Annotated in this window: 13 protein-coding genes and 2 pseudogenes; 9 read left to right on the forward strand and 6 right to left on the reverse strand. The window is 68.9% G+C overall.

Features of this window, described 5'->3' with window-relative positions; all coding sequences use genetic code 11:
- Positions 1-171: 171 nt before the first annotated feature.
- Positions 172-834, forward strand: a complete 663-nt coding sequence (locus ACIHCQ_RS16960) for a hypothetical protein (RefSeq protein ID WP_399662646.1) — start codon at positions 172-174, stop codon at positions 832-834.
- Between the two features lie 456 nt (positions 835-1290).
- Here the strand turns inward: ACIHCQ_RS16960 and ACIHCQ_RS16965 are convergent, their stop codons facing one another.
- On the reverse strand, positions 1291-2772 hold the full coding sequence (locus tag ACIHCQ_RS16965; RefSeq protein ID WP_399662648.1) for an HNH endonuclease: 1482 nt from the start codon (positions 2770-2772) through the stop codon (positions 1291-1293).
- A 674-nt stretch (positions 2773-3446) separates the two neighbouring features.
- Here ACIHCQ_RS16965 and ACIHCQ_RS16970 point away from each other — a divergent pair.
- Entirely contained in the window at positions 3447-4901 is a 1455-nt protein-coding gene (locus ACIHCQ_RS16970) for an MFS transporter (RefSeq protein WP_399662650.1), read from the forward strand.
- 489 nt (positions 4902-5390) lie between these two features.
- On the opposite strand, the pseudogene ACIHCQ_RS16975 reads toward ACIHCQ_RS16970, so the two are convergent.
- Positions 5391-5798, reverse strand: a pseudogene (locus ACIHCQ_RS16975) (Tn3 family transposase); the annotation flags it as partial.
- Between the two features lie 93 nt (positions 5799-5891).
- On the opposite strand from ACIHCQ_RS16975, the gene ACIHCQ_RS16980 reads away from it, so the two are divergent.
- The 3 genes and pseudogenes from ACIHCQ_RS16980 (at position 5892) to ACIHCQ_RS16990 (ending at position 9957) form a co-directional block, all read left to right on the forward strand.
- Positions 5892-8531, forward strand: coding sequence for a glycoside hydrolase family 9 protein (locus tag ACIHCQ_RS16980; RefSeq protein ID WP_399662652.1), 2640 nt, complete (start codon positions 5892-5894; stop codon positions 8529-8531).
- A gap of 528 nt (positions 8532-9059) precedes the next feature.
- Positions 9060-9428, forward strand: a pseudogene (locus ACIHCQ_RS16985) (transposase); the annotation flags it as partial.
- Positions 9429-9465: 37 nt separating this feature from the next.
- Positions 9466-9957, forward strand: a complete 492-nt coding sequence (locus tag ACIHCQ_RS16990) for a glycosyltransferase (protein WP_399662654.1) — start codon at positions 9466-9468, stop codon at positions 9955-9957.
- A gap of 283 nt (positions 9958-10240) precedes the next feature.
- On the opposite strand, the gene ACIHCQ_RS16995 is transcribed toward ACIHCQ_RS16990, so the two are convergent.
- Positions 10241-10765 (reverse strand): hypothetical protein, encoded by a 525-nt coding sequence (locus ACIHCQ_RS16995; protein ID WP_399662656.1) that lies wholly within the window; start codon positions 10763-10765, stop codon positions 10241-10243.
- Positions 10710-11762, reverse strand: coding sequence for a LacI family DNA-binding transcriptional regulator (locus tag ACIHCQ_RS17000; RefSeq protein WP_399662658.1), 1053 nt, complete (start codon positions 11760-11762; stop codon positions 10710-10712). The genes ACIHCQ_RS16995 and ACIHCQ_RS17000 overlap by 56 nt, the downstream gene beginning before the upstream one ends.
- A gap of 268 nt (positions 11763-12030) precedes the next feature.
- Between ACIHCQ_RS17000 and ACIHCQ_RS17005 the strand changes: the two genes are divergently transcribed.
- From ACIHCQ_RS17005 to ACIHCQ_RS17020, 4 genes are all read left to right on the forward strand, one after another.
- Positions 12031-13404, forward strand: coding sequence for an extracellular solute-binding protein (locus ACIHCQ_RS17005; protein WP_399662660.1), 1374 nt, complete (start codon positions 12031-12033; stop codon positions 13402-13404).
- Between the two features lie 23 nt (positions 13405-13427).
- Positions 13428-14378, forward strand: a complete 951-nt coding sequence (locus ACIHCQ_RS17010) for a carbohydrate ABC transporter permease (RefSeq protein WP_399662662.1) — start codon at positions 13428-13430, stop codon at positions 14376-14378.
- Positions 14379-14380: 2 nt separating this feature from the next.
- Complete coding sequence (locus tag ACIHCQ_RS17015) at positions 14381-15280, forward strand: carbohydrate ABC transporter permease (protein ID WP_399662664.1); 900 nt, start codon at positions 14381-14383, stop codon at positions 15278-15280.
- Positions 15281-15390: 110 nt separating this feature from the next.
- Positions 15391-17211 (forward strand): glycoside hydrolase family 2 protein, encoded by a 1821-nt coding sequence (locus tag ACIHCQ_RS17020; protein WP_399662666.1) that lies wholly within the window; start codon positions 15391-15393, stop codon positions 17209-17211.
- A gap of 85 nt (positions 17212-17296) precedes the next feature.
- Here ACIHCQ_RS17020 and ACIHCQ_RS17025 read toward each other — a convergent pair whose 3' ends face one another.
- Together ACIHCQ_RS17025 and ACIHCQ_RS17030 are read right to left on the reverse strand one after the other, a co-directional pair.
- Complete coding sequence (locus ACIHCQ_RS17025; RefSeq protein ID WP_399662668.1) at positions 17297-18883, reverse strand: RICIN domain-containing protein; 1587 nt, start codon at positions 18881-18883, stop codon at positions 17297-17299.
- 667 nt (positions 18884-19550) lie between these two features.
- Positions 19551-19736, reverse strand: a complete 186-nt coding sequence (locus tag ACIHCQ_RS17030; protein ID WP_399662670.1) for a hypothetical protein — start codon at positions 19734-19736, stop codon at positions 19551-19553.
- Positions 19737-20014 lie beyond the last annotated feature (278 nt).

Here is a 20014-nt window from a genome sequence, read left to right on the forward strand (position 1 = left end):
GGCCTGCGGTGGACGGCCCCGGACTCCGCCGATGAGGTCGACCCCGACTGTGTCCCCAACCCGGCTCAGGTTGCCCGCCTGCCGGCCTCGGTCGGTGCGCAGCGAGGGCGGGGACCACACCTCCAGGCCTTCTTCGGGTGTATGTACTACGCCGGCATGCGTCCGGCGTAGGTGATCCACCTTCAGCTCTCGCAATGCCGCCTGCCGGGGACCGGCTGGGGACTGCTGAACCTCAAGGGAGGCGTCGTGGTGTCGGGCAAGGAATGGACCAACGACGGCAACGTTCACGAGGTTCACTCACTGAAGCGGCGCGCGGCCCGAGTCACCCGCCCCGTCCCCGTCCCGCCGTCGTTCGTCAGCATGCTGCGTGCGCACATCGACCGCTTCGGCGTCGCACCTGACGGACGTCTGTTCCGCAACGAAGCAGGCCGCTACGTTGACCCCTCGGCCTATGGCACCACGTGGGCGCGAGCACGGGAGGACGCTCTCACCCTTGGCGAGCACGCCCTCATGCCGGCCAAGCGGCCCTACGATCTGCGCCACGCCGGGATTTCCTTCTGGCTGGCCTCCGGTGTCGACCCCGCCGAGTGCGCCCGCCGGGCCGGGCAGAGCATCCAGGTTCTGTTCCGGTACTACGCCAAGTTCCTGGCCGGAGCGCAGGACCACGCCAACCGTTTGATCGAGGAGTCCATGCGGGAGTGGGACGGGCGCTCGGAGGCTGCTGATGAAGGCTTAGCGGGAATCTGGCCCGGAAATGCCCCGGAACAGCTGGACAGAGGTGAGATACCGGTGGGAGACATCGGGAGTAAAGGTAGATATCTCCTCACCGCGTGAGTGGGTGCCGTGAAGAGCGTCTGGCGGGTATAAGCCCAGGTCAGACGCCCTTCACGTGCGTCTAGAAGAACCCCAGCTTCTTTGCTGAATAGCTCACCAGCAGATTCTTCGTCTGCTGGTGGTACATGGGCAGCACCCCTGTTGACCAGCGGAAACGACTACCCTGGTGCTCTTGGGCTGGGCACCGGTCCGGGAATGGTCCGGATCTTGGTCGTGGGGGAGTGAGGTCGCACTCTTGTTCCGGGGCGTTGTCTGGCACGTGGTGCTCTGGGCGACGCACTCGCCGTGGGCGTCGCTACGCATCAAATGACGTCGCCGCAGTTACTCACGCGCCGATGCTGGAGCAGTGCCAACGTCGCGTCCATCAGGAGGAGATCGATTCGCGGTCCCGGCCTCGGCACCCGAGGAGGAATGGGCGAAGCCAGTGTCCTGGGGATGGGACGTCGATCGGGGGCCTCAGAGCTTCGGTTGTGCCGACGGCACGCTCGCGAGCGGCGTCGGGTCGTTGCCAGTCCAGCGTCGGCGGTGGTGGCGAAGGTACCGGGGGTCGATGAAGTGCCACCGGTGGAGTTCGATCCTGTCTCCGAGCCGGCCCGTCACGGTGTCGACGATCGTGTGGTCGTCGGTCAGGACGCGTGCTCCCGCGTCGTAGAGGACGTGGCAGTTCGGGCAGAGGCAGAGCAGGTTCTCGACGATGTCGGGCCCGTTGTCTTCTCTGGCCCGGATATGGGCTGCTTCGCTGTAGCGATCGCGGGGTGAGGGCAGGACCAGGGCTGTGGCGCACATCTGGCAACGGTCCTGATACCACTGCTTGAGCTTGCGCGCGGCACTGCTGCCGGTCTGCGGCGGCTTCCTGTGCGTGCCTGTGCCGGGTGGCCGCCACTGCTCGGGCTCGGGCGCGTTCGAGCGAATCGGCGGGGCCTCTCCCTCAGTTGCTGACATGCCGAACAGCCGGTCGTCCAGGTGCTTGACGACCGGTTCCACCGCGCTTTGGTCCATGGCGACGAGGTGCGAGGTGTCCAGGACAGCGCGACGGGCGAGTGCCCAGGCGGCCTCGACGTGGGTGCTGTGGATGGCGGTGCGTTCGGTCGCTGCGAGCGTGCCGGCGATGCGGGAGACGTGGTCGCCGATCCGGGCGAAGAAGTCTGCGTACCGCTCGGGCAGGGCGGCGTCCCACCTGTGCTCGGCCTCACGGATTGCGTTCCGCTGCAGCCCTGCGCGAGTGGTGTAGGTCAGGATCGGCCGGGTGTTGAAGGCCCAGCCGTACGCCGTCGCCAGCTCGTGCCGCCAGCTGCCCGACGTCGAGTCGGCGCGTGGGGCAGGCGCTGCCCGCCGGGCGAAGTGGAGGACGCGGGAGTACGTGGCGGCGTCCGTGGAGAGGAAGCCCCGCCATTCGCTGGCGGACGGGTCCCACAGGGATCCGACGTGCGGCGGAACGGGTCTCCTGGCTGCCCGGTAGCGTCCGGCGCCCCGCGTGGGCAGCGTGTGCCGCCCGTCCCATGCCCTTCGTATGTGCCCTTCGAGGGACCCGCTGATCCTGGAGCCGCCGAGACTTGAAGTGAACGGCGAACCGGTCAGGAGGAACGTGGGCGTGCCTGCGCCGGCGTTGTCCGCTCGGCGGGTGGCGTGCGCGGCCGCGCCGAACAGCTTCCCGTCCGTAACGTCGCGATGAACTGCCAACGGGCCTGGCCCGTTGAGGAGGCGGTGAAGGAGATGATGGAGCGGGTCGCCTTCGGGCACATCAGAACGCACGAGAGACGTCCAGACCGTCAGCGGGGCGTCCGGCCATGAGCTGATCGAGACCGCGGGGGCGACGGCCGTAGACCACCAGCTGATCGCCGCCACGTACAGGTCCGCCGGATCCAACCCCGCCGAGCCGGCCTTGGCCTGAGCCATTTCCCCGAGCGGCCCTCGGTACAAGATGTCCTCGTCCGTCATTGCCCCACCCTCATCTTGCAGCCGCGCCTGCAGCGTTGCCGTGACCCTGCGGATTCTGCCCGATGGCTCTGACAGCGGCCGGGACGCGCAGTGCCGGCAACGAAATCCTTCCGCAAGCGGCAACGATTGCATCGGTGAATCCTGCAATCGAGCAGTGCCCATCCTCGTGATCGCAGCACACTTATCCATGGGTGTGCGGCCGCGTTGGGAAGAGCTCGCCGGGGGACGGAGCAGGCGTTCGAAGAGGGCGTGACGATGCTGCTCGCTATGGTCTATCCCGGCCTCAGGCAATGTTGACGGTTCCGGCGGTAACCGCGGGGAGGACGCCCTCCTTCTACTACCGGGAGGCGGACGCCACGTCTTCCAGGTGAAGAGCGCCGCCAGGTGGAGCACTCACTGAAGCGAGCGGCCAAGGAGGAGCCAACGCGTTGGACTCTCGTTGTACCACTCCGCTTTACACCAGATGAGTGGGACTGGTTCGACGGGAACTCCGTGACGCCTTTCCATTCCCACTGGACTACGTGGGTCGTTGACGGGATTGGTGAGGGCGAGCTGTGTAGGGTCGTGGCAACCGTCCTTCTCGGCGAGGCCCGCCCGCCTGCCCCCCGAATCAGACCTCCGGCGGGCCGTAAGCGCGGACTTGACCGGTCATCAGGAGTGCTGCCGTGCGACCAATGGAGACATCGTCTGCGCCCGGCAGCTTCGGTTGGAACCGTGAGACAGCGACGCTGGCGCTCCTGTCCTTTGCCATGCTGATCGTTTCGCTCGACCAGTACATCGTGGTCGTGGCGCTCCCCGACATCGCACGTGACCTTGGCTATTCCGCGCAGACGCTGCAGTCGGTCATCAGCGCCTATGCGGTAGCCTCGGCCGGCTTCCTACTGTTCGGCGGGCGTGCCGCCGACCTGCTCGGACGACGCCGCATCCTGGCCACCGGCCTCGCACTCTATGCCGGGACAGCGCTCGCGGGAGGACTCGCGACCGGCCCCGGAATGCTCCTCGGGGCCCGCGCATTCCAAGGTCTCGGCGGGGCCCTCGTCTTCCCCACCACCCTGGCACTCATCAACACCACCTTCGCCGAAGGCCGCGCCCGCAACCGTGCATTGGGAATCTGGGGAGGATCAGGCGCGGCAGGACTCGTCATCGGTGTGCTGCTCGGCGGTCTGCTGACGCGGGCGTTCGGCTGGGAAGCGGTCTTCTTCGTCAACGTCGCCCTGGCCGGCCCCGCGCTGTTGCTTGCCTTCGTAGTGATCCCCCGGGACGGTGAACGCGAAAAAGGCCGCACGTTCGATTTACCCGGTGCGCTGAGCGTCACTCTTGGTGTCACACTCATCGTGTTCGCCCTCGTGCAAGGCCCCGGATGGGGCTGGCTTTCGCCGGGCATCCTGGTCAGTGCAGCGGCGGGCCTGCTGCTGATCGGAGCTTTCGTCGTCATCGAGCGGCGCAGCCACGACCCGCTTGTGCCACCCCGGCTGCTCTCCAACCCGAACCTGATCACCGGTGTCGTCATCGCGTTCATGTTCATGGCGACCTTCGGCTCCGTGCTCTACTTCCTGTCCCTTTACTTCCAGGACATTCTTGGCTACGACGCTTTGCAGACCGGCGCCGGCTTCCTCATCCCCACGGCAGTGGTGGTGGCCGGTTCGGCAACCGCGGGCCAGCTCGTGACGCGGTTCGGTCTCAGGCGCACGTTGGCCGCCGCCCTCGCCGTCGGTGCGCTCGGTGCGGTCGCACTCGGCCTCGCGATCTCGCCGAACGGCACGTACATCGCACTCGTCCCCGGCCTCGTGGCGCTCGGCATCGGCGACGGGGTGGTCTTCACCGCCATGTTCATCGCCGCCGCCACCGGAATCTCCGACCGACAACAAGGCATCGCCTCCGGCATTGCCTCCACCGGCTCAGGCGCGGGCGCGGCTGTCGGCCTCGCCGTCCTCGTCCTGGTAGCGACTGCCGGCCTCGATGGCCTCTCCGGTGAACAGCTTCGGATCGCCGCCGCCGACGGGATCAGCACCACGCTGTTCGCCGTGGCAGGCGGAATCGCGCTGACCTTCCTCGTCGCCTTGAGGCGGTGCCCGACACCGCCCGAACCGGAACCCGCCCCCGTGCCGTACCAGACCCGTCGCTGCTGACAGAGGTCAGGGACCTGCCTGGACGGGGAAAGCGGATCGCAGTGAACGTGGGGTGGTCCACCGTCGGCCGGGGAGTCGTCTCGATCATGACGTTGCCGGTGAGGAATACCAGCATTGCGCTGAAACGCTGGCGGCGGACCTACCGGGCTGCCCAATCGTGCGGGATCCGCTTCCACGATATGTACCTAGTGTCCTGCGTCGGAAGAAGTCGGTGGTGGCGCTGGGTTCACCTCTGGGGTGAGCTGGTGCCGGCTGTCTGCGGGGTGGCCTGGGGGTGGTGGCGATGTTGCGTGTCGCGGGAGTGCAGGACCCGTGGTGGGGGGTGCTGCCGGAGCAGGCGCGGCAACTTCCGACTGAGCTGGCCAGGATTGAATGCTCAGCTACCTCAGCGATGGGCGCCCAGACCGCCTCGCCGAACGCCCGGGAGGGACGACCTAAGCTGAGGTGATCCCCGTGATGTGGATCCGGACGAAGGAAAGCCCGTGGCGTTCAGGGCCGCTCGCGGCGGCGGGCCCGCAGCGGCCGGTAGCCGGCCGGGTCCAGCTTGGCGAGTTCGGTGTCGACCTCGACGTTGATCGTGCCGTGGTAGTTGACGTTCTCGCTGTGCGCGGGAGAGATGTGCGCGAGGAGTTCGTCGTCCACCGCCCGCCCCTCGGCCCGCATAGCCGCGACGGCCAGGCCGTAGTACTCGCTCGTCCAGGTCACCACGGAGTTGGTCAGCACGGTCAGGCACCACGCCTGCTCGGTCTGCCCAGCCAGGAACCGTTCACGGATCTTGCCCTGGTGGGCGTAGTGCAGGTCCCGGCGCAGCGAGTGCAGGGACTCGCCCTTGTCGAGCTGCCGGGCGATCTCGCGGCGGTAGGTCTCGTCCGCCAGATAGCGGGTGGCGTAGATGGTGCGCCGTACTTCTTGACGAGTCCTGCCATGGGCACCACCATGCTATGGGAGCGCTCCCACGCCTTTTGCTCATCCCCTGGAAGGACACCAACTGTGCCCCCTCGTCCGCCTCGTCATTTACGCGAGCCCGGCGTCCCGCGCCGCGACAGAAGCCGAGTACTGGGAACCCTGGCCGCCGCAAGTCTGTTAGCCGGTGCCCTCGCATCGACACCCGCGGCCGGCGCCGACGCACCCGATCTGATCTCCAACGGCGACTTCTCCGGCGGCACCACCTCGTGGTGGTGGTCGGAGGCCAACCCCGGCACTGTCGTGGACGGCCGCCTCTGCGCCGACGTCCCCGCCGGGACGGCCAATCCATGGGATGCCATCATCGGGCAGAACGACCTCCCCCTCACCGCCGGGGAAAGCTACACGCTGACGTACACCGCCACTTCCACGGCACCGATCACCATCCGCGCCAATGTGCAGATGGCCGTCGATCCCTGGACGACAGAACTCGCCGCGGCGGATGCGATCGGCAGTACGGCAGAGCCCATCAGCCATGTCTTCACCACATCGTCCGACCATGAGGCCGCGCAACTCGCCTTCCAGATCGGTGGCAGCGCGACGGCGTATACCTTCTGCCTCGATGACGTCTCGCTGACCGGCGGCGCCGTGCCGCCCGTGTACGAGCCGGACACCGGCTCCCCCGTCCGGGTCAACCAGGTCGGCTACCTGACCGACGGCCCGAAGAGCGGCACGGTCGTCACCGAAGCCACCTCGCCGCTGGCATGGGCACTCAAGGCGGCCAACGGCAGAACCGCGGCATCCGGCACGACCAGGCCGGGCGGTGTGGACTCGACGTCGCGGCAGAACGTGCACACCTTCGACTTCAGCAACGTCACCACCGCCGGTGAGGGATACACCGTCACCATCGGCGAAGAGACCAGCGAGCCGTTCTCCATCGGTGACGACCTGTATGCCTCGCTGCGCACTGACGCGCTCGCGTACTTTTACCACAACCGCAGCGGCATCGAGATCGATGCGAATCTGGTGGGCGATGAGTACGCCCGCCCGGCCGGACACCTGGATGTGGCCCCCAACCAGGGCGACATCCAAGTCCCGTGCCAGGCAGGCCTGTGCGACTACAGCCTCGATGTCTCCGGCGGCTGGTACGACGCCGGAGACCACGGCAAGTACGTGGTCAACGGCGGCATTTCGGTGGCGCAGCTGATGGCGAGCTACGAGCGGACCCTCACCACCGAGGGCGCCGACGGCAAGCCCCTCGGTGACGGCAAGCTCCGCGTGCCCGAGCGGGGCAACGACGTGCCCGACATCCTCGACGAGGCCCGCTGGCAGTTGGACTTCCTGATGAGCATGCAGGTGCCGGCGGGCAAGCCGCTGGCCGGCATGGTGCACCACAAGATCCACGACCGGCAGTGGACAGGGCTTCCGCTGCTGCCGCACCAGGACCCTCAGCCCCGTGAGCTGCACGCTCCCAGCACCGCTGCCACGCTCAACGTCGCGGCCGCCGGCGCGCAGTGCGCTCGGCTCTTCAAGCCGTACGATGCGGGCTTCGCGGCCCGCTGCCTGAGTGTCGCGCGCACCGCCTGGAACGCGGCCCAGGCCAACCCAGGCGTGCTCGCCAGCCCCACCGACGGAACGGGCGGCGGTACGTACAGTGACGACAACGTCAGCGACGAGTTCTACTGGGCCGCCGCCGAACTGTTCGTCACCACCGCAGAGGACGCCTACCGCCAGGCCGTCCTCGGCTCCCCGCTGCACGGCGACACCGACGCGGTCTTCCCCCGCGGCGGCATGTCCTGGGGCGCGACCGCAGGTCTCGGTGCCCTGAGCCTGGCCACCGTGCCGAACAAGCTGACCAGCAGCCAGCTCGCGGCGGCACGTGCCACGGTGACAAAGGCCGCCGACGGCTACGCCGACGACTCCGCGAACGCGGCCTACGGCGTGCCCTACGCCCCCGACAGGAACAATTATGTGTGGGGATCGAACAGCCAGGTCCTCAACAACATGGTGGTGCTCGCCACCGCGCACGACCTGAGCGGTGATGTCACCTACCGCGACGCGGTACTGCGCGGCATGGACTATCTGCTGGGCCGCAACCCGCTCAACCAGTCCTACGTCACCGGGTACGGCGAGCGGGACTCGCACAACCAGCATCACCGGTTCTGGGCCCACCAGATCAACCCGGACCTGCCCAACCCGGCACCCGGGTCCGTCGCCGGCGGACCGAACACCGGCATCGAGGACCCGGTGGCGCAGGACAAGCTCCAGGGCTGCGCCCCGGCGATGTGCTACATCGACGACATCGGGTCCTGGGCGACCAACGAGATCACCATCAACTGGAACGCCCCGCTGGCCTGGATCGCCTCGTACGTCGACGACCTCGGCAACGGCGACGGTGACGGCAATACGTCGGTCTGCGAGGTCTCCTACGACTCGAACCGGTGGAACGGCGGCTTCACCTCGTCGGTGACCCTGAAGAACACCGGTGCCTCGGCGATCAACCCGTGGGAGCTGAGGTGGTCCTTCGACGACAACCAGCGCGTCAACCATGCCTGGAACGCCGTGGTCACCCAGAGCGGCAGTGCCGTCATCGCGAAGCCGTCGAGCTGGAACGCAAGTGTGGCTCCCGGCGGTTCGGTGGCCTTCGGATTCATCGGCACCTCCAGCGGCCAGGTGGCCGACCCGAAGGTCTTCACTCTGCAGAGCGGTACCTGCGTGGTCCGGTGATCCGTTAGCCGCAAGGCGACGCGCCTGTCACGCGCCGACCCGCTCACCAAACGGCCGGGCCGTCCCCGCAAGGGACGGCCCGGCCCTGCCGTCGTCGGCTGCTGTGCAGGGGCGAGACTCGGGCCCGTGGCCTGCGGTCCCGGCCACGAAAGGCGAGGCGTGTGCCTCGACGTTACGTCTGCGCCTACCCGCCCGGCGGCGCGGTGGAACCCCGCGGCGTGAGGGACGGGGTGGGCATTTGCCGGACGCGTCGGGGAAGGTCGTAAATCGGGCCGCGGGCGGGTATGTCGTCGCCCGCCGTCGATTGTGTCTGGCCGCGCCTTCCGATGGGCGGGTGGGCTCGTGCCCGTGCTCGCCGATCTGCCCGTATGACTGGCGGACCGTCCGCGCCGTTGTGCCTGGCCACTTACCTCGACAGGGCGGCCGTCGTACGACCGCTGGACGTCCTCGATGCTGCGCGAAGCCCGCGCGGCCCGCCGCCGCCACTACCAACACCGAGGACACACACAGATACGGTTGCAATATGGTGAGGACCCGACCCTGGTGGTGCTGGACACGCAGAGTGTCCACGTGGCTGCCGGGGGTCCCGCTTCCACGACCGGTCTGGACTTGGCAAAACGGATGCCGGGCCGCAAGTTGGCCGTGGACATGCCGGGCCTGGTCATCGCCGTCACCGTCCTCGCCGCGAACACGCACGACAACACCGCGGGCGTCGCTCTGCTGGACCAGGTCGCCGAGCACACCGGTGACACCGTCCGCAAGGCGCTGATCGACCAGGGCTTCAAGAACCAGGTCGCCGCGCACGGCACCCGCCTGGGCATCGACGTCGAAACCGCCGAACGCAACCCGCAGGACAAGGGGTTCGTCCCGCAGCCGAAGCGGTGGGGGGCCCAGCGAAAAGGCGCTGGGCCCCTATCGCGAGCGGTTCGCCGACATGTTCGCGAAACTGCGCCGCGTAGTGGCCGGCCCACTGGAGGATCTCCTCCCGTCTCAGGACGGGCAGCCGGACCGCCTCGCACCGCCGGTCGCCGAACCGGGCGCCACGCAGCGGGTCGTCGATCAGGTCGTCGTACTCGCGGGTCCGGCAGGTGACGAGGCCACGCTCGCGCTCATGCCGTCCCGGGCGGAGGGCTTCGGGCTGGTGGGCCTGGAGGCGGTCGCGGCCGGTACTCCGGTTCTGGTCAGCGGCAGGAGCGGGCTCGGCATGCTGCTGAGGGAGATCCTTCCCCCGGCCGAGGCCGCACGCGCCGTGGTCCCCGTGACCCTGCACGACACCGACGATGTGATGCGGTGGGGCCACCAGATCGCGGCGGTGCTGCGCGACCCGGTCGCGGCGTTCGCCACGGCGGACCGGATACGCCGTGCCGCGGAGGCCGAGCGGACCTGGGCGACCGTGGCCGAACAGGTCCTGGGCCTTCTGCGTTAGCCGACGGGGCTTTGCCCGACGGGCCCGAGCCTGTTCGGGGCGACGCCGTCGAGTCCGGCGCGGATGAGGTCGGCGGTGGGGTGGCGGAGGGCGACGAAAGCCGCCCACGCCTCCTCGCGGCGCAGACGGGCGGCGCCGGGGTCACCGGCGGCTTCGAGGCCAAGCGTCCACCAGATCCTCGCGGTACGGATCCGACCGGACGGCGGCAGCGGATTCCCGTCCGTCGCGGACCGGTCCGGAGTGAACTGGGCGCCGTCCGGAGCCCTCGGACCGAAGGCGGAGTTCAGGCCGCGCAGCTCGCGTCGTAGCCAGGCATCGAGCCTCGGCCCGACCGGAAGGCCGGCGCCGCATCCGAGGCCGGGGCGAGTTCGATCCGGCTGCGTGCGTCCGCACGCATGCCCGCGTCGTCCTGCTGTCCGAGTTTGTGCCACTCGATCTCGTCGGGGGCCATGCGTACGCAGTGGATCCGCCGCGCGCCCGGAAAGTGGTCGTCGGCCAGGGACTTGGCGACCTGTCCGCGTGCGGGGACAGCGTCTCGCGTAGTCGTAATGAGCGGTCTCCTGCCCCAGGAGTGTCCGGCGCTGCCCGCCGTCGGCCGGTGTTCCCAGCCTCGCGAGCCACGCTGCCACCTCGGCAACCTCACCGACCGAGCGGTCACCACGCCGGCACAGCTCGAACGATCTCGGCCTTGAACTCCGGCGTGACGGAACGGCGGGGCGAGGCCGGGGGCTCCGAGTCCGCCGTCGCACAGATCAGTGTCGCGCGCCCTCGGTGCTCTCCCGCAGGACGAGACGGTGCGGCACGACACGGTCCTGTGGTGACAGAGGGGCTGCTGCCGTCTCGTCCGCCCGGTCCTGCGGCCGGTTCGCCTCGTCGATGCGGTGCCGCAGCAGTTGCACGGCGACCTTGGCCACCGCTCCCTTGTCGGGAGCCACAGTGCTCAGTGTCGGTACGCTGTACTGCCCGCCCTCCACGTCGTCGAAGCCCATCACGGCGACGTCCTCGGGCACCCGTACACCGTGCTCGTGCAACGCGCGCAACGCCCCCAGAGCCAACTGGTCGTTGAGGCACAGCAGTGCGTCGGGGCGCGCGCCGCCGCTCAGAGCCCGGGTCGCCGCCTCGGCCCCGTCGGGCATCCGGAAGGCCGCCACGGGCAGCAGTGCCGCTGCGGAATAGGCTATGCCCGCTGCCGACAGGGCCGCCCGGTATCCGCGGGTGCGCGCCTCGGCGGTTCCCAGCCCCGGCTTGTCCCGGCCCCCGATGACCAGGATGCTGCGGTGCCCGCAGGCGATCAGGTGCTCGGTGGCTTCGCGTGCTGCCTGTTCGTTGTCGATCGCCACGTGGTCCGCCCCCTCCTCAAGCAGCTCTCCCAGCAGGACCGTTGGCGGCGACCCCGCGTTTTCGCGCAGATCGTCGGAGGTGAGGGCGAGCGGACTGAGGATGATGCCGTCGACGAAATCGGAGCCGAACCCCGACAGCGCCGCCAGTTCGTGCCGACGCTCCCCGCCGGACTGGTGGACCAGCACGGTCAGCGAGCACTGCTCGGCCTCGCGGATGACGTGCCGGGCGAGTTCGGCGAAGTATGGGACGTCCAGTTCAGGTACGACCAGAGCGATGACCCCGCTGCGCCCGGTGCGCAGATGGCGGCCCGCCAGGTTCACCCGGTAGCCGAGATGGTCGATGGCCTCACGGACCACGCGCCGTGTCCGGTCGGATACATGGACGTAGTCGTTGATCACGTTCGAGACGGTCTTCTCCGACACGCCCGCGTGCCGTGCGACGTCCTTGATCCTGGGTCGTGCCATCGCCAGCTCCCCCTGTCCTTGTGCACTGCCGAGTCTATGCCGTAGCAGGCCGCATGATCCCGGCGGCATCCGACGCGGCCTGGCCTTCCCGCCGTACAACAGGCAGTGCCGCAACTCTTTACAGCTGTTGTACATCGATGTAAAAACATGGCATCGCGCCGGTCGCCGGAGCGGTGCCCACCCGTTGTCCGCGGTGGGCCGCCACCGGTTGCCCATGCCGGTGGCCGCCGTCAACCGGCATGGTCGACCGGCCGTCGAAAGGTCCGTGATGAGTTCTTTCCCACCTGCCCCCGGGCCGCGGCCCGCGTTCACGCCCCCGCCGACGGCGGGCGTAAGCCGCCGCGGGCTCCTGCGCTACGGCATGGCCGGCGCCGGCGCCGCGCTGCTCGCCTCCGGCCCGCTGACCGGCTGCGCCTCGCCTGCCGCGTCCTCGGATGCCTCGGCCCTGAGGGTCTGGGACCTCTTCCAGGGCGGGGATGGCATCTTGATGAACGACATGATCAAGGCCGTCTCCAGCGCCGGCGACGGCTTCGCCGTCGACCGCACCATCCTGGACTGGGGCCCGTCCTACTACACCAAGCTCGCCATGTCGGCCGCCGGAGGCCGGGCATCCGATGTGGCCGTTCTCCACCTCTCCCGGCTGGCCGGATACGCCCCCGGCGGATTGCTCGACCACTTCGACCTGGACCTGCTCGCCGAATTCGGTTGCAGCGAGGCTGACTTCGCCCCGGCTGTCTGGAAGCGGACGCGGCACGAGGGGGCCGTCTACGCGATCCCGCTGGACGTCCACCCCTTCATCGTCTTCTACGACCGTGACGCCGCGGACAAGGCCGGGCTGCTCGACTCCTCGGGCGAACTCGCCCCGATGGGTTCCCCCGAGGCCCTACTGGACGCGGGGAAGGCGCTCGCGAAGGCCACCGGCGGCTCGGGCATCCTCTTCGGTCACGTCACCGACACCGCGCAGAACTGGCGGCAGTTCGCCGCTCTCTACGCCCAGACCGGCGCCGCTTTCACCTTGCCCGAAGGCGGCCCGGCCGAGATCGACACCGACGCCGCGATCCGGGTCGTGGCGTTCATGCAGCAGCTTTTCGACGGCAGGACCAACCCCAACAACCTCGATTACAACGGGGCGATGGCCGGATTCATCGGAGGCCGCGGTGGCATGGCCATGATCGGCGAGTGGGAGCTGCCGACCCTGCGGAAGTCGGGCATCCCCCTGGGAGCCGCTCCCTTCCCGCAGGTCTTCGAACGTCCCGCCGTCTATACCGACTCCCACAGCTTCGTCCTGCCCCATCAGGCCGATCCCGACCCCGGGCGGCGGCGCGAGGCCCACCGGTACGTCGCGCAGATGGTCAAGCAGAGCCTCACCTGGGCGAGCGCGGGCCACATCCCCGCGTACCAGCCCGTACTGGCCCGTCCCGAGTACGCGGCGCTGAACCCCCAGTCGTCCTACGCGGAGGCGGGCAAGGTGGCGGTGCTCGATCCGCCGAACTGGTTCGCGGGAGCGGCCTCGAACTTCCAGAACCGCATGTGCCAGCCGCTCCAGTCGGCGCTGCTCGGCAACACCTCGGCCGAGAAGGCGGTGCGGCAGATGGTCCGCGAGGCGAACGCGCTGCTTCATCAGCCCAACCCGGTGGCCTGACCGGAGCTCAAGGAGCCACAGACGTGACAACAACCCTACCCACCGGCGCCCCCGTGCCCACCGGCACGCCACCCTCCACCGTCCCTCGCGGCCGACGCCCCTTCGGGAACAGGAGCGCCGCCGGCCGGAGCAACGGCCTGCTCTTCGTCCTGCCCTTCCTGGTGCTCTTCGGCCTCTTCTTGGTCTGGCCCGTCGGCCATGGCATCTGGATGAGCTTCACCGACAGTTCACTCGCGCTGCGCGACACGGCCTTCGTCGGTTTCGCCAACTACACCGAGGCGTTCGGCGACCCGGATGTCTGGAGCAGTCTGGGCAACACGCTCTTCTTCACCCTCATCTCATGCGTTCCCCTGGTGCTGGTCGCACTCGTGATGGCGCTGCTGGTCCACAGCGGACTGGCCGGCCAGTGGGCGTGGCGGCTGGCGTTCTTCGCGCCCTATCTGCTGCCCGTCACCGTGGTGACCCTCATCTGGCAGTGGCTGTACCAGCCGGACATCGGCTTCGGCAACCAACTGCTCGGCGCGCTCGGCATGGAGCCCGTCGGCTGGCTGTCCGACGAGTCGGTCGCCATGTGGTCCGTCGCCGCCCTCACGGTCTGGTGGACGGTCGGCTTCAACTTCCTGCTCTACCTGGCCGCTCTCCAGGCCCTGCCGGAGACTCTCGACGAGGCTGCCGCGCTCGACGGTGCGGGCGCCTGGCGGCGGCTGTGGTCAGTCACCCTGCCCCAACTGCGCAGGACCACGGTGCTGGTGGCCATGCTCCAGGTCCTGGCCTCGCTCAAGGTCTTCGACCAGATCTACATCCTCACCAAGGGCGGCCCGAACGGCGCCACCCGTCCCATCCTGGAGTACGTCTACGACGTCGGGTTCACCGGCTACCGGCTGGGCTACGCCTCGGCCATCTCCTACGTCTTCTTCGCGCTCGTGATCGTCATCTCCATCGCGCAGCTCCGCTTCTTCCGCCAGGAGGACTGACCGTGTCCGCTACCGCAACTCCTGTGCGCCCGCGGCGCCGCGCGCCCCGCGCAGCCGACGGTTCACCGATGCTTCTCGGCCAGGGGCGGCTGCCGCGCGTACTGGTCGGCACCGTGCTGGTCGTGCTGGCGGCCGTCTGGCTGCTGCCGCTCGTCTGGGCGGTCGTCACCTCCCTGCAGAGCGAGCAAGACGTGGCGACGCCGGGCCTGTCCCCGTTCAAGGGCGCCTTCACGCTGGAGTCCTACCGGCAGATCCTCGACCGTGGGAACGTACTGACCTGGGCCTTCAACAGCTTTCTCGTGGCCGGTCTGGTCACGCTGATCACCGTGGTCGTCTCCACACTCGCAGCCTACGGTTTCGCGCGTGGTACGTTCCGGGGCCGCCGGGTCCTCCTGGCCGTTACCGTCGCCGCCATCATGGTGCCGCCGCAGCTGCTCGTCGTCCCTCTCTTCGAGCAGATGCTCCTGTTCAACATGGTGGACACGTACGCGGCGGTCATCCTGCCCCAAGTGGTTGCGCCGATGATGGTGTTCATCCTGAAGCGGTTCTTCGAGGGCGTGCCCCGGGAACTGGAGGACGCCGCCCGGATCGACGGCGCGTCCGAAGTCAGGGTCTTCCTGTCGATTGTCCTGCCGCTGTCCCGGCCCATCGTGGCCGCCGTCGCGATCTTCGTATTCATCGGTGCCTGGAACAACTTCATGTGGCCGTTCATCGTCACCAATGACCCCGGCCTCATGACACTTCCGGTGGGTTTGGCCACCGTCAAGGACTCCTTCGGCATCCAGTACGCCCAGTCCATGGCCTCCGCGCTGCTCGCCTCGCTGCCGCTGATCGCCATGTTCCTCCTCTTCCAGCGGCGCATCGTCAAATCGGTGGCCACCACGGGCTTCGGCGGCTCCTGACCTCTGCTGTGCGGCCCCCGGGGCCGGCAGTCCTCCGCAACATATTTACATCGATGTACATTGTGGGCGCGGCGACAGCATCGCCCGCCTACACACCGACTGGAGCATGTGTGCCCACTCCCTCCGTACCGCGCCCGGAGTACCCGCGACCGCAGTTCGTCCGTAACGACTGGCTCAATCTCAACGGCGCCTGGCAGTTCGAGACCGACCGAGGGGACAGTGGCCTGGAACGAGGCCTCCTGGACCGCGCCCTGACCGGCGAGATCCTCGTCCCCTTCCCTCCCGAATCGGAGCTGTCCGGCATCGGTGACACCGATTTCCTGGAGGCCGTGTGGTATCGGCGGGTGCTCACCCTGCCTTCCGAGTGGGCCGGACGCCGTGTGCTGCTGCACTTCGGCGCTGTCGACTACGACACCACTGTGTGGGCCAACGGCACCGAAGTGGCCTGCCACCGCGGCGGTTTCACGCCGTTCACCGCCGACCTCGGTGACATAGCCGGCTCCGGAGAGGTCACCCTCACCGTCCGCGCCCGCGACCCGCGGTCGGGCCCGCAGGCCCGGGGCAAGCAGGCCGTCCAGTACGCCAACCACGACTGCAACTACACCCGCGTCACCGGCATCTGGCAGACCGTGTGGCTGGAACCCGTACCCGACCTCCACCTGCGGCGTCCCCGTATCACGCCCGACCTCGGGGGATCGGCGTTCCATCTGGAACTGCCAATCTCCGGCAATCGTCCCGGCCACCGGGTGCGTGCCGTCCTCGCCGACGCCGACGGCGAGGTCTGCCGCGCGGAGGTCCGCGCCGACCTCGATCTCGCACCGCGCCTGCATCTCCCGGTACCCCAGGAGCGGCGCCGCGAGTGGTGCCCGCAGGATCCGCACCTGTACGACCTGCGGATCGAACTCCTCGACGCGGCAGGCGAGGTGGTCGACACCGCGGGGAGTTACGCAGGACTCCGGGCCGTCGGCATCCGGGGCAAGGCCGTCACCCTCAACGGGCGGCCACTGTTCCAACGGCTGGTGCTCGACCAGGGCTGGTACCCGGACGGCCTGATGACCGCGCCGACCGACGAGGCCCTGGTCCACGACATCGTCCTCGCCATGGCGGCGGGCTTCAACGGGGCACGGCTGCACCAGAAGGTCTTCGAGGAGCGCTTCCTCTACCACGCGGACCGCCTCGGCTACCTGGTCTGGGGAGAGTTCGGTGACTGGGGCTGCGAGACGGGCGGTTCGTCGGGCGACAACCAGCAGCCGGACGCCTCGTACACCGGCCAGTGGCTCGAGGCGCTGGAACGCGACTACTCGCACCCCTCGATCATCGGATGGTGCCCGCTCAACGAGACGTACCAGAAACTGCACGACCGCATCACCCAGCTCGACGCCGTGACCCGGGCGATGTTCCTGGCCACGAAGGCCATGGACACGACCAGGCCGGTCCTCGACACATCCGGATATGCCCACCGGGTCACCGAGACCGACATCTACGACTCCCACAGCTATGAACAGGACCCGGCCGCCTTCCAACACCTGATGTCCGGCCTCGCCAAGGACGAGCCGTTCGTCAACACCCACGAGAACGGCGCCCCCTACTCCTTGCCGTACCGTGGCCAGCCCTACTTCGTCAGCGAGTTCGGCGGTATCTGGTGGGACCCCGCCGCGGCCGCCGCGCAGTCCGGCGAGAACCGGACGGAGTCCTGGGGGTACGGCGAACGGGTGCGCGACGAGGAGGAGTTCCACGCCCGGTTCGCAGGGCTCACGGGCGTTCTGCTGGACGATCCCGCCATGTTCGGCTACTGCTACACCCAGCTGACCGATGTGTTCCAGGAACGCAACGGTATCTACCGTTTCGACCGCGGCACCAAGCTGGACGTCGAACGAATCCGCGCCGCGCAGATACGTCCGGCAGCCATCGAGGAGCAGGACCCCTCGTAGGGGTGCCTCGGGGGGGCTCCCCGCACGCCGACGCCTCCCCGGCTGGTGCCGGGGAGGCGGTGTGCTGTTGTCACTCGGTCGGCCGTCAGACCTGTTGCAGCTGCCAGAGCTGGGGCTGGAGGCCGTTGCACGTCCACTGCCGCACATTGGCGCCCGGTACGCGCGAGCCCTCGGCCACGTCCAGACACTGGCCGCTGGACCGGGCGATGAGCCGGTAGTAGCCGCGGCCGACGTTCTCCAGCCGCCAGTCCTGCGCGGCCAAGCCGTTGCAGTGCCACTGACGGACATTGGCGCCCGGCGTCTGCGAGCCGTCCTTCACGTCCAGGCAGTACCCGCTGTTGCGGCCGGTGAGCGTGAAGTGGTTGCCGCCGCGGGCACGCAGGGACCATTCCTGCGGCGCCAGGCCGTTGCACGTCCACTGCTGCACGTTGCCGCCCGGCAGCCGGGAGTCCTCGGCCACGTCCAGGCAGTGCCCGCTGTTGGCGTTCACGAGCCGGTACAGGGCGCCGTCCGCCACACCGGCCGCGTCACCGCTGCCGGTGATCCCGCTGGTGGCGTAGTAAGGCTTGCAGACGGTGCCGTCCCAGTCGGTGGCGATCTGAAGGACCCGCTTCCCGTCGGCCGAGGGCAGCAGCGGCGAACTGTAGTTCTGGCAGTAGTTCGCACTCGGGTTCGCAACCCGCACCGGCGACTCGATCTCGTACCAGGGCCCGGCGCCGTTCTCCGTGTTGGCGAGGATCGTGTGTCCGCTGTCCGCCGCCGGGGTGCCGTCACGGTTGAGCAGCATCTGCCCGATCAGCAGAAGCCGGCCGTTCGGTCCGCCATCCGGCGCGGGCGCCCAGGCGACGGTCGGCGCGGCCCTGAAGTACCTGCCGTCGACCGTCTCCGGCCGGAACCCGAGCGAGGCCGGATCCCCCCAGTCCCAGCCGTCCGCCGAGGTCCGGTAATGCACCACGCACTGGTACTGGCCGCCGGGGTTGCAGATCTCGTAGCTCATGAAGTACGTGCCGTTCGGCAGCTTGCGCACCACCGGCATCCCAGGCCGGTCGGGCTGCCAACTGCTCGCCACCGTGTCGCGACGGTCCTGCCAGTGCACACCGTCGTAGCTGCGGGAGGCGGACAGCTTCTGACTGTGCCCGCCGTCGGTCTCGTCGGCGTAGTGGCAGACGAGCGCCCCGTCGGCCGCTACGGAGAACTCCGGTTCCCACAGCCCGCCCGTCCCGCTCGCGGTGGCGCAGGACGACAGGTAGGACCAGGTGCGGCCCACGTCGTTACTGCGCCAGACACGCAGGGCCATACGCCGGTTCGCTTCGTCCTGCCCGGCGGACGCCGCCCACAGAAGGGTGCCGGCCGACAGCCCGCCCACCTGCCGGGGAAGTTCGAACAGAGTGCCGCAGCACTGCCCCTGGCCCGCGGACGATTCCGGATCGACGACCTTGCCCACCTCACGGAAGACCGATCCGTTGTCCGTGCTCTCGTGGATGGCGCCGATGCCGTTGTTGCCATCGAAGGTGGTGACACTTGCGAGTACGCGTCCGTTCGCAGCGCCGTTGTGCGCCAACCGGATGGCCCGGGGGTACAGCCCCGTACCGTTTCGCAGCGGCGTACCTGTGGCGGCGGGGGTGACATCCTTCACCGCGGCACCTGCGGCCAGGATGGGGGCGGCGGGCACGAGCAGGGTGAGGCTCAATGCCCCGGCCAGCCCCAGCAGTACGGCCCGGGCCGTTCGCCGAAGGGGGTGGCCGTCGGTATCGAAGTGGGCCGGGAAAGCAGATGTGGGGGGCAGGCCGCGCGAGAGAGGTCTGCGGGGTCTGGGGGAGCGGGGTTGGCGGAGACGGAACACGGAGCTCCTTCCTGAGCGCACAGCGTGTACGGCAGGGCAGTGCGCCGCCGTCGCGCAGCACGGCGGAGCCCGGCCCGCCGTCGCTTCGTGGGCGGTGCCACAGTCGTTGGCGCGGTTGCCTATGTGTACGGGCACGGGCGGGCGCACTGGCTGCGAGCGCCAGAGTAGAGCCGCTTGTACATCGATGTATACAGACGTGCGCAACTTTTTTTACATCGATGTACAACCTCTGTGGCATCTCCCACACGCGTAGGACTTGGGCTCCGGAAGGCCCTTGCGGAGCTCGCCGATCTCCCGCCGGCCCGCCCGCACAGCCGTCCGACCGTACCGGCGTTGACGGCTGTGCGGGCGGCGGTTCGGCAGGTGACTGGGCCCACCACGGACGCCGCAGTGGGGGCGGAGGTGCCCACTCCCTCCAATCAGGCTCCCGGCTCGACGCCAGGGCTCGACGCCAGGAGACGTGGATCCGGACCACCCAGCGGGGCTGTCCGAGTTTTCAGGTGATCACCAGACTCACGCTGGGCTTGTCGACGGTCACGGCGCCGAGGCTGGGGGCTTCCCGGCCGTCGCGGCGGCAGACGCGTACGACGGGCTGTCCCGCGCTCCTGGCCCTCGTGGTCGAAGTGACCGACCGCGTCGAGCGGGTGAGCGGCGAGGCGTTCGCGGCCAGGGCCGTGGGCAATTACTCGGCGTCGACTCCGCCCGCGCCCGCCTCCACGAAGTCTGGCGGCGGCTCGGCTCGGTATCCGGTCCTGCTTCACCTCGGTGAACTGCGTGGGACCCGGAGTCAGGGCCAAGCCGGCCCCCGACACCTATCTGCGGGCGCTGGCGGGGCCGACCCTATTACATGGGGTGAGGGCGGATCAGACAGCGGAACATCCCCGCGGGTGCGGGGCCGACGACATCATCGTCTTAGCGCTTTAGGGTGCATGTACTACGCGGCCATGCGGCCGGCAGAGG

It is taken from the genome of Streptomyces sp. NPDC052236 (genome assembly GCF_044548015.1).
Lineage (GTDB): Bacteria > Actinomycetota > Actinomycetes > Streptomycetales > Streptomycetaceae > Streptomyces.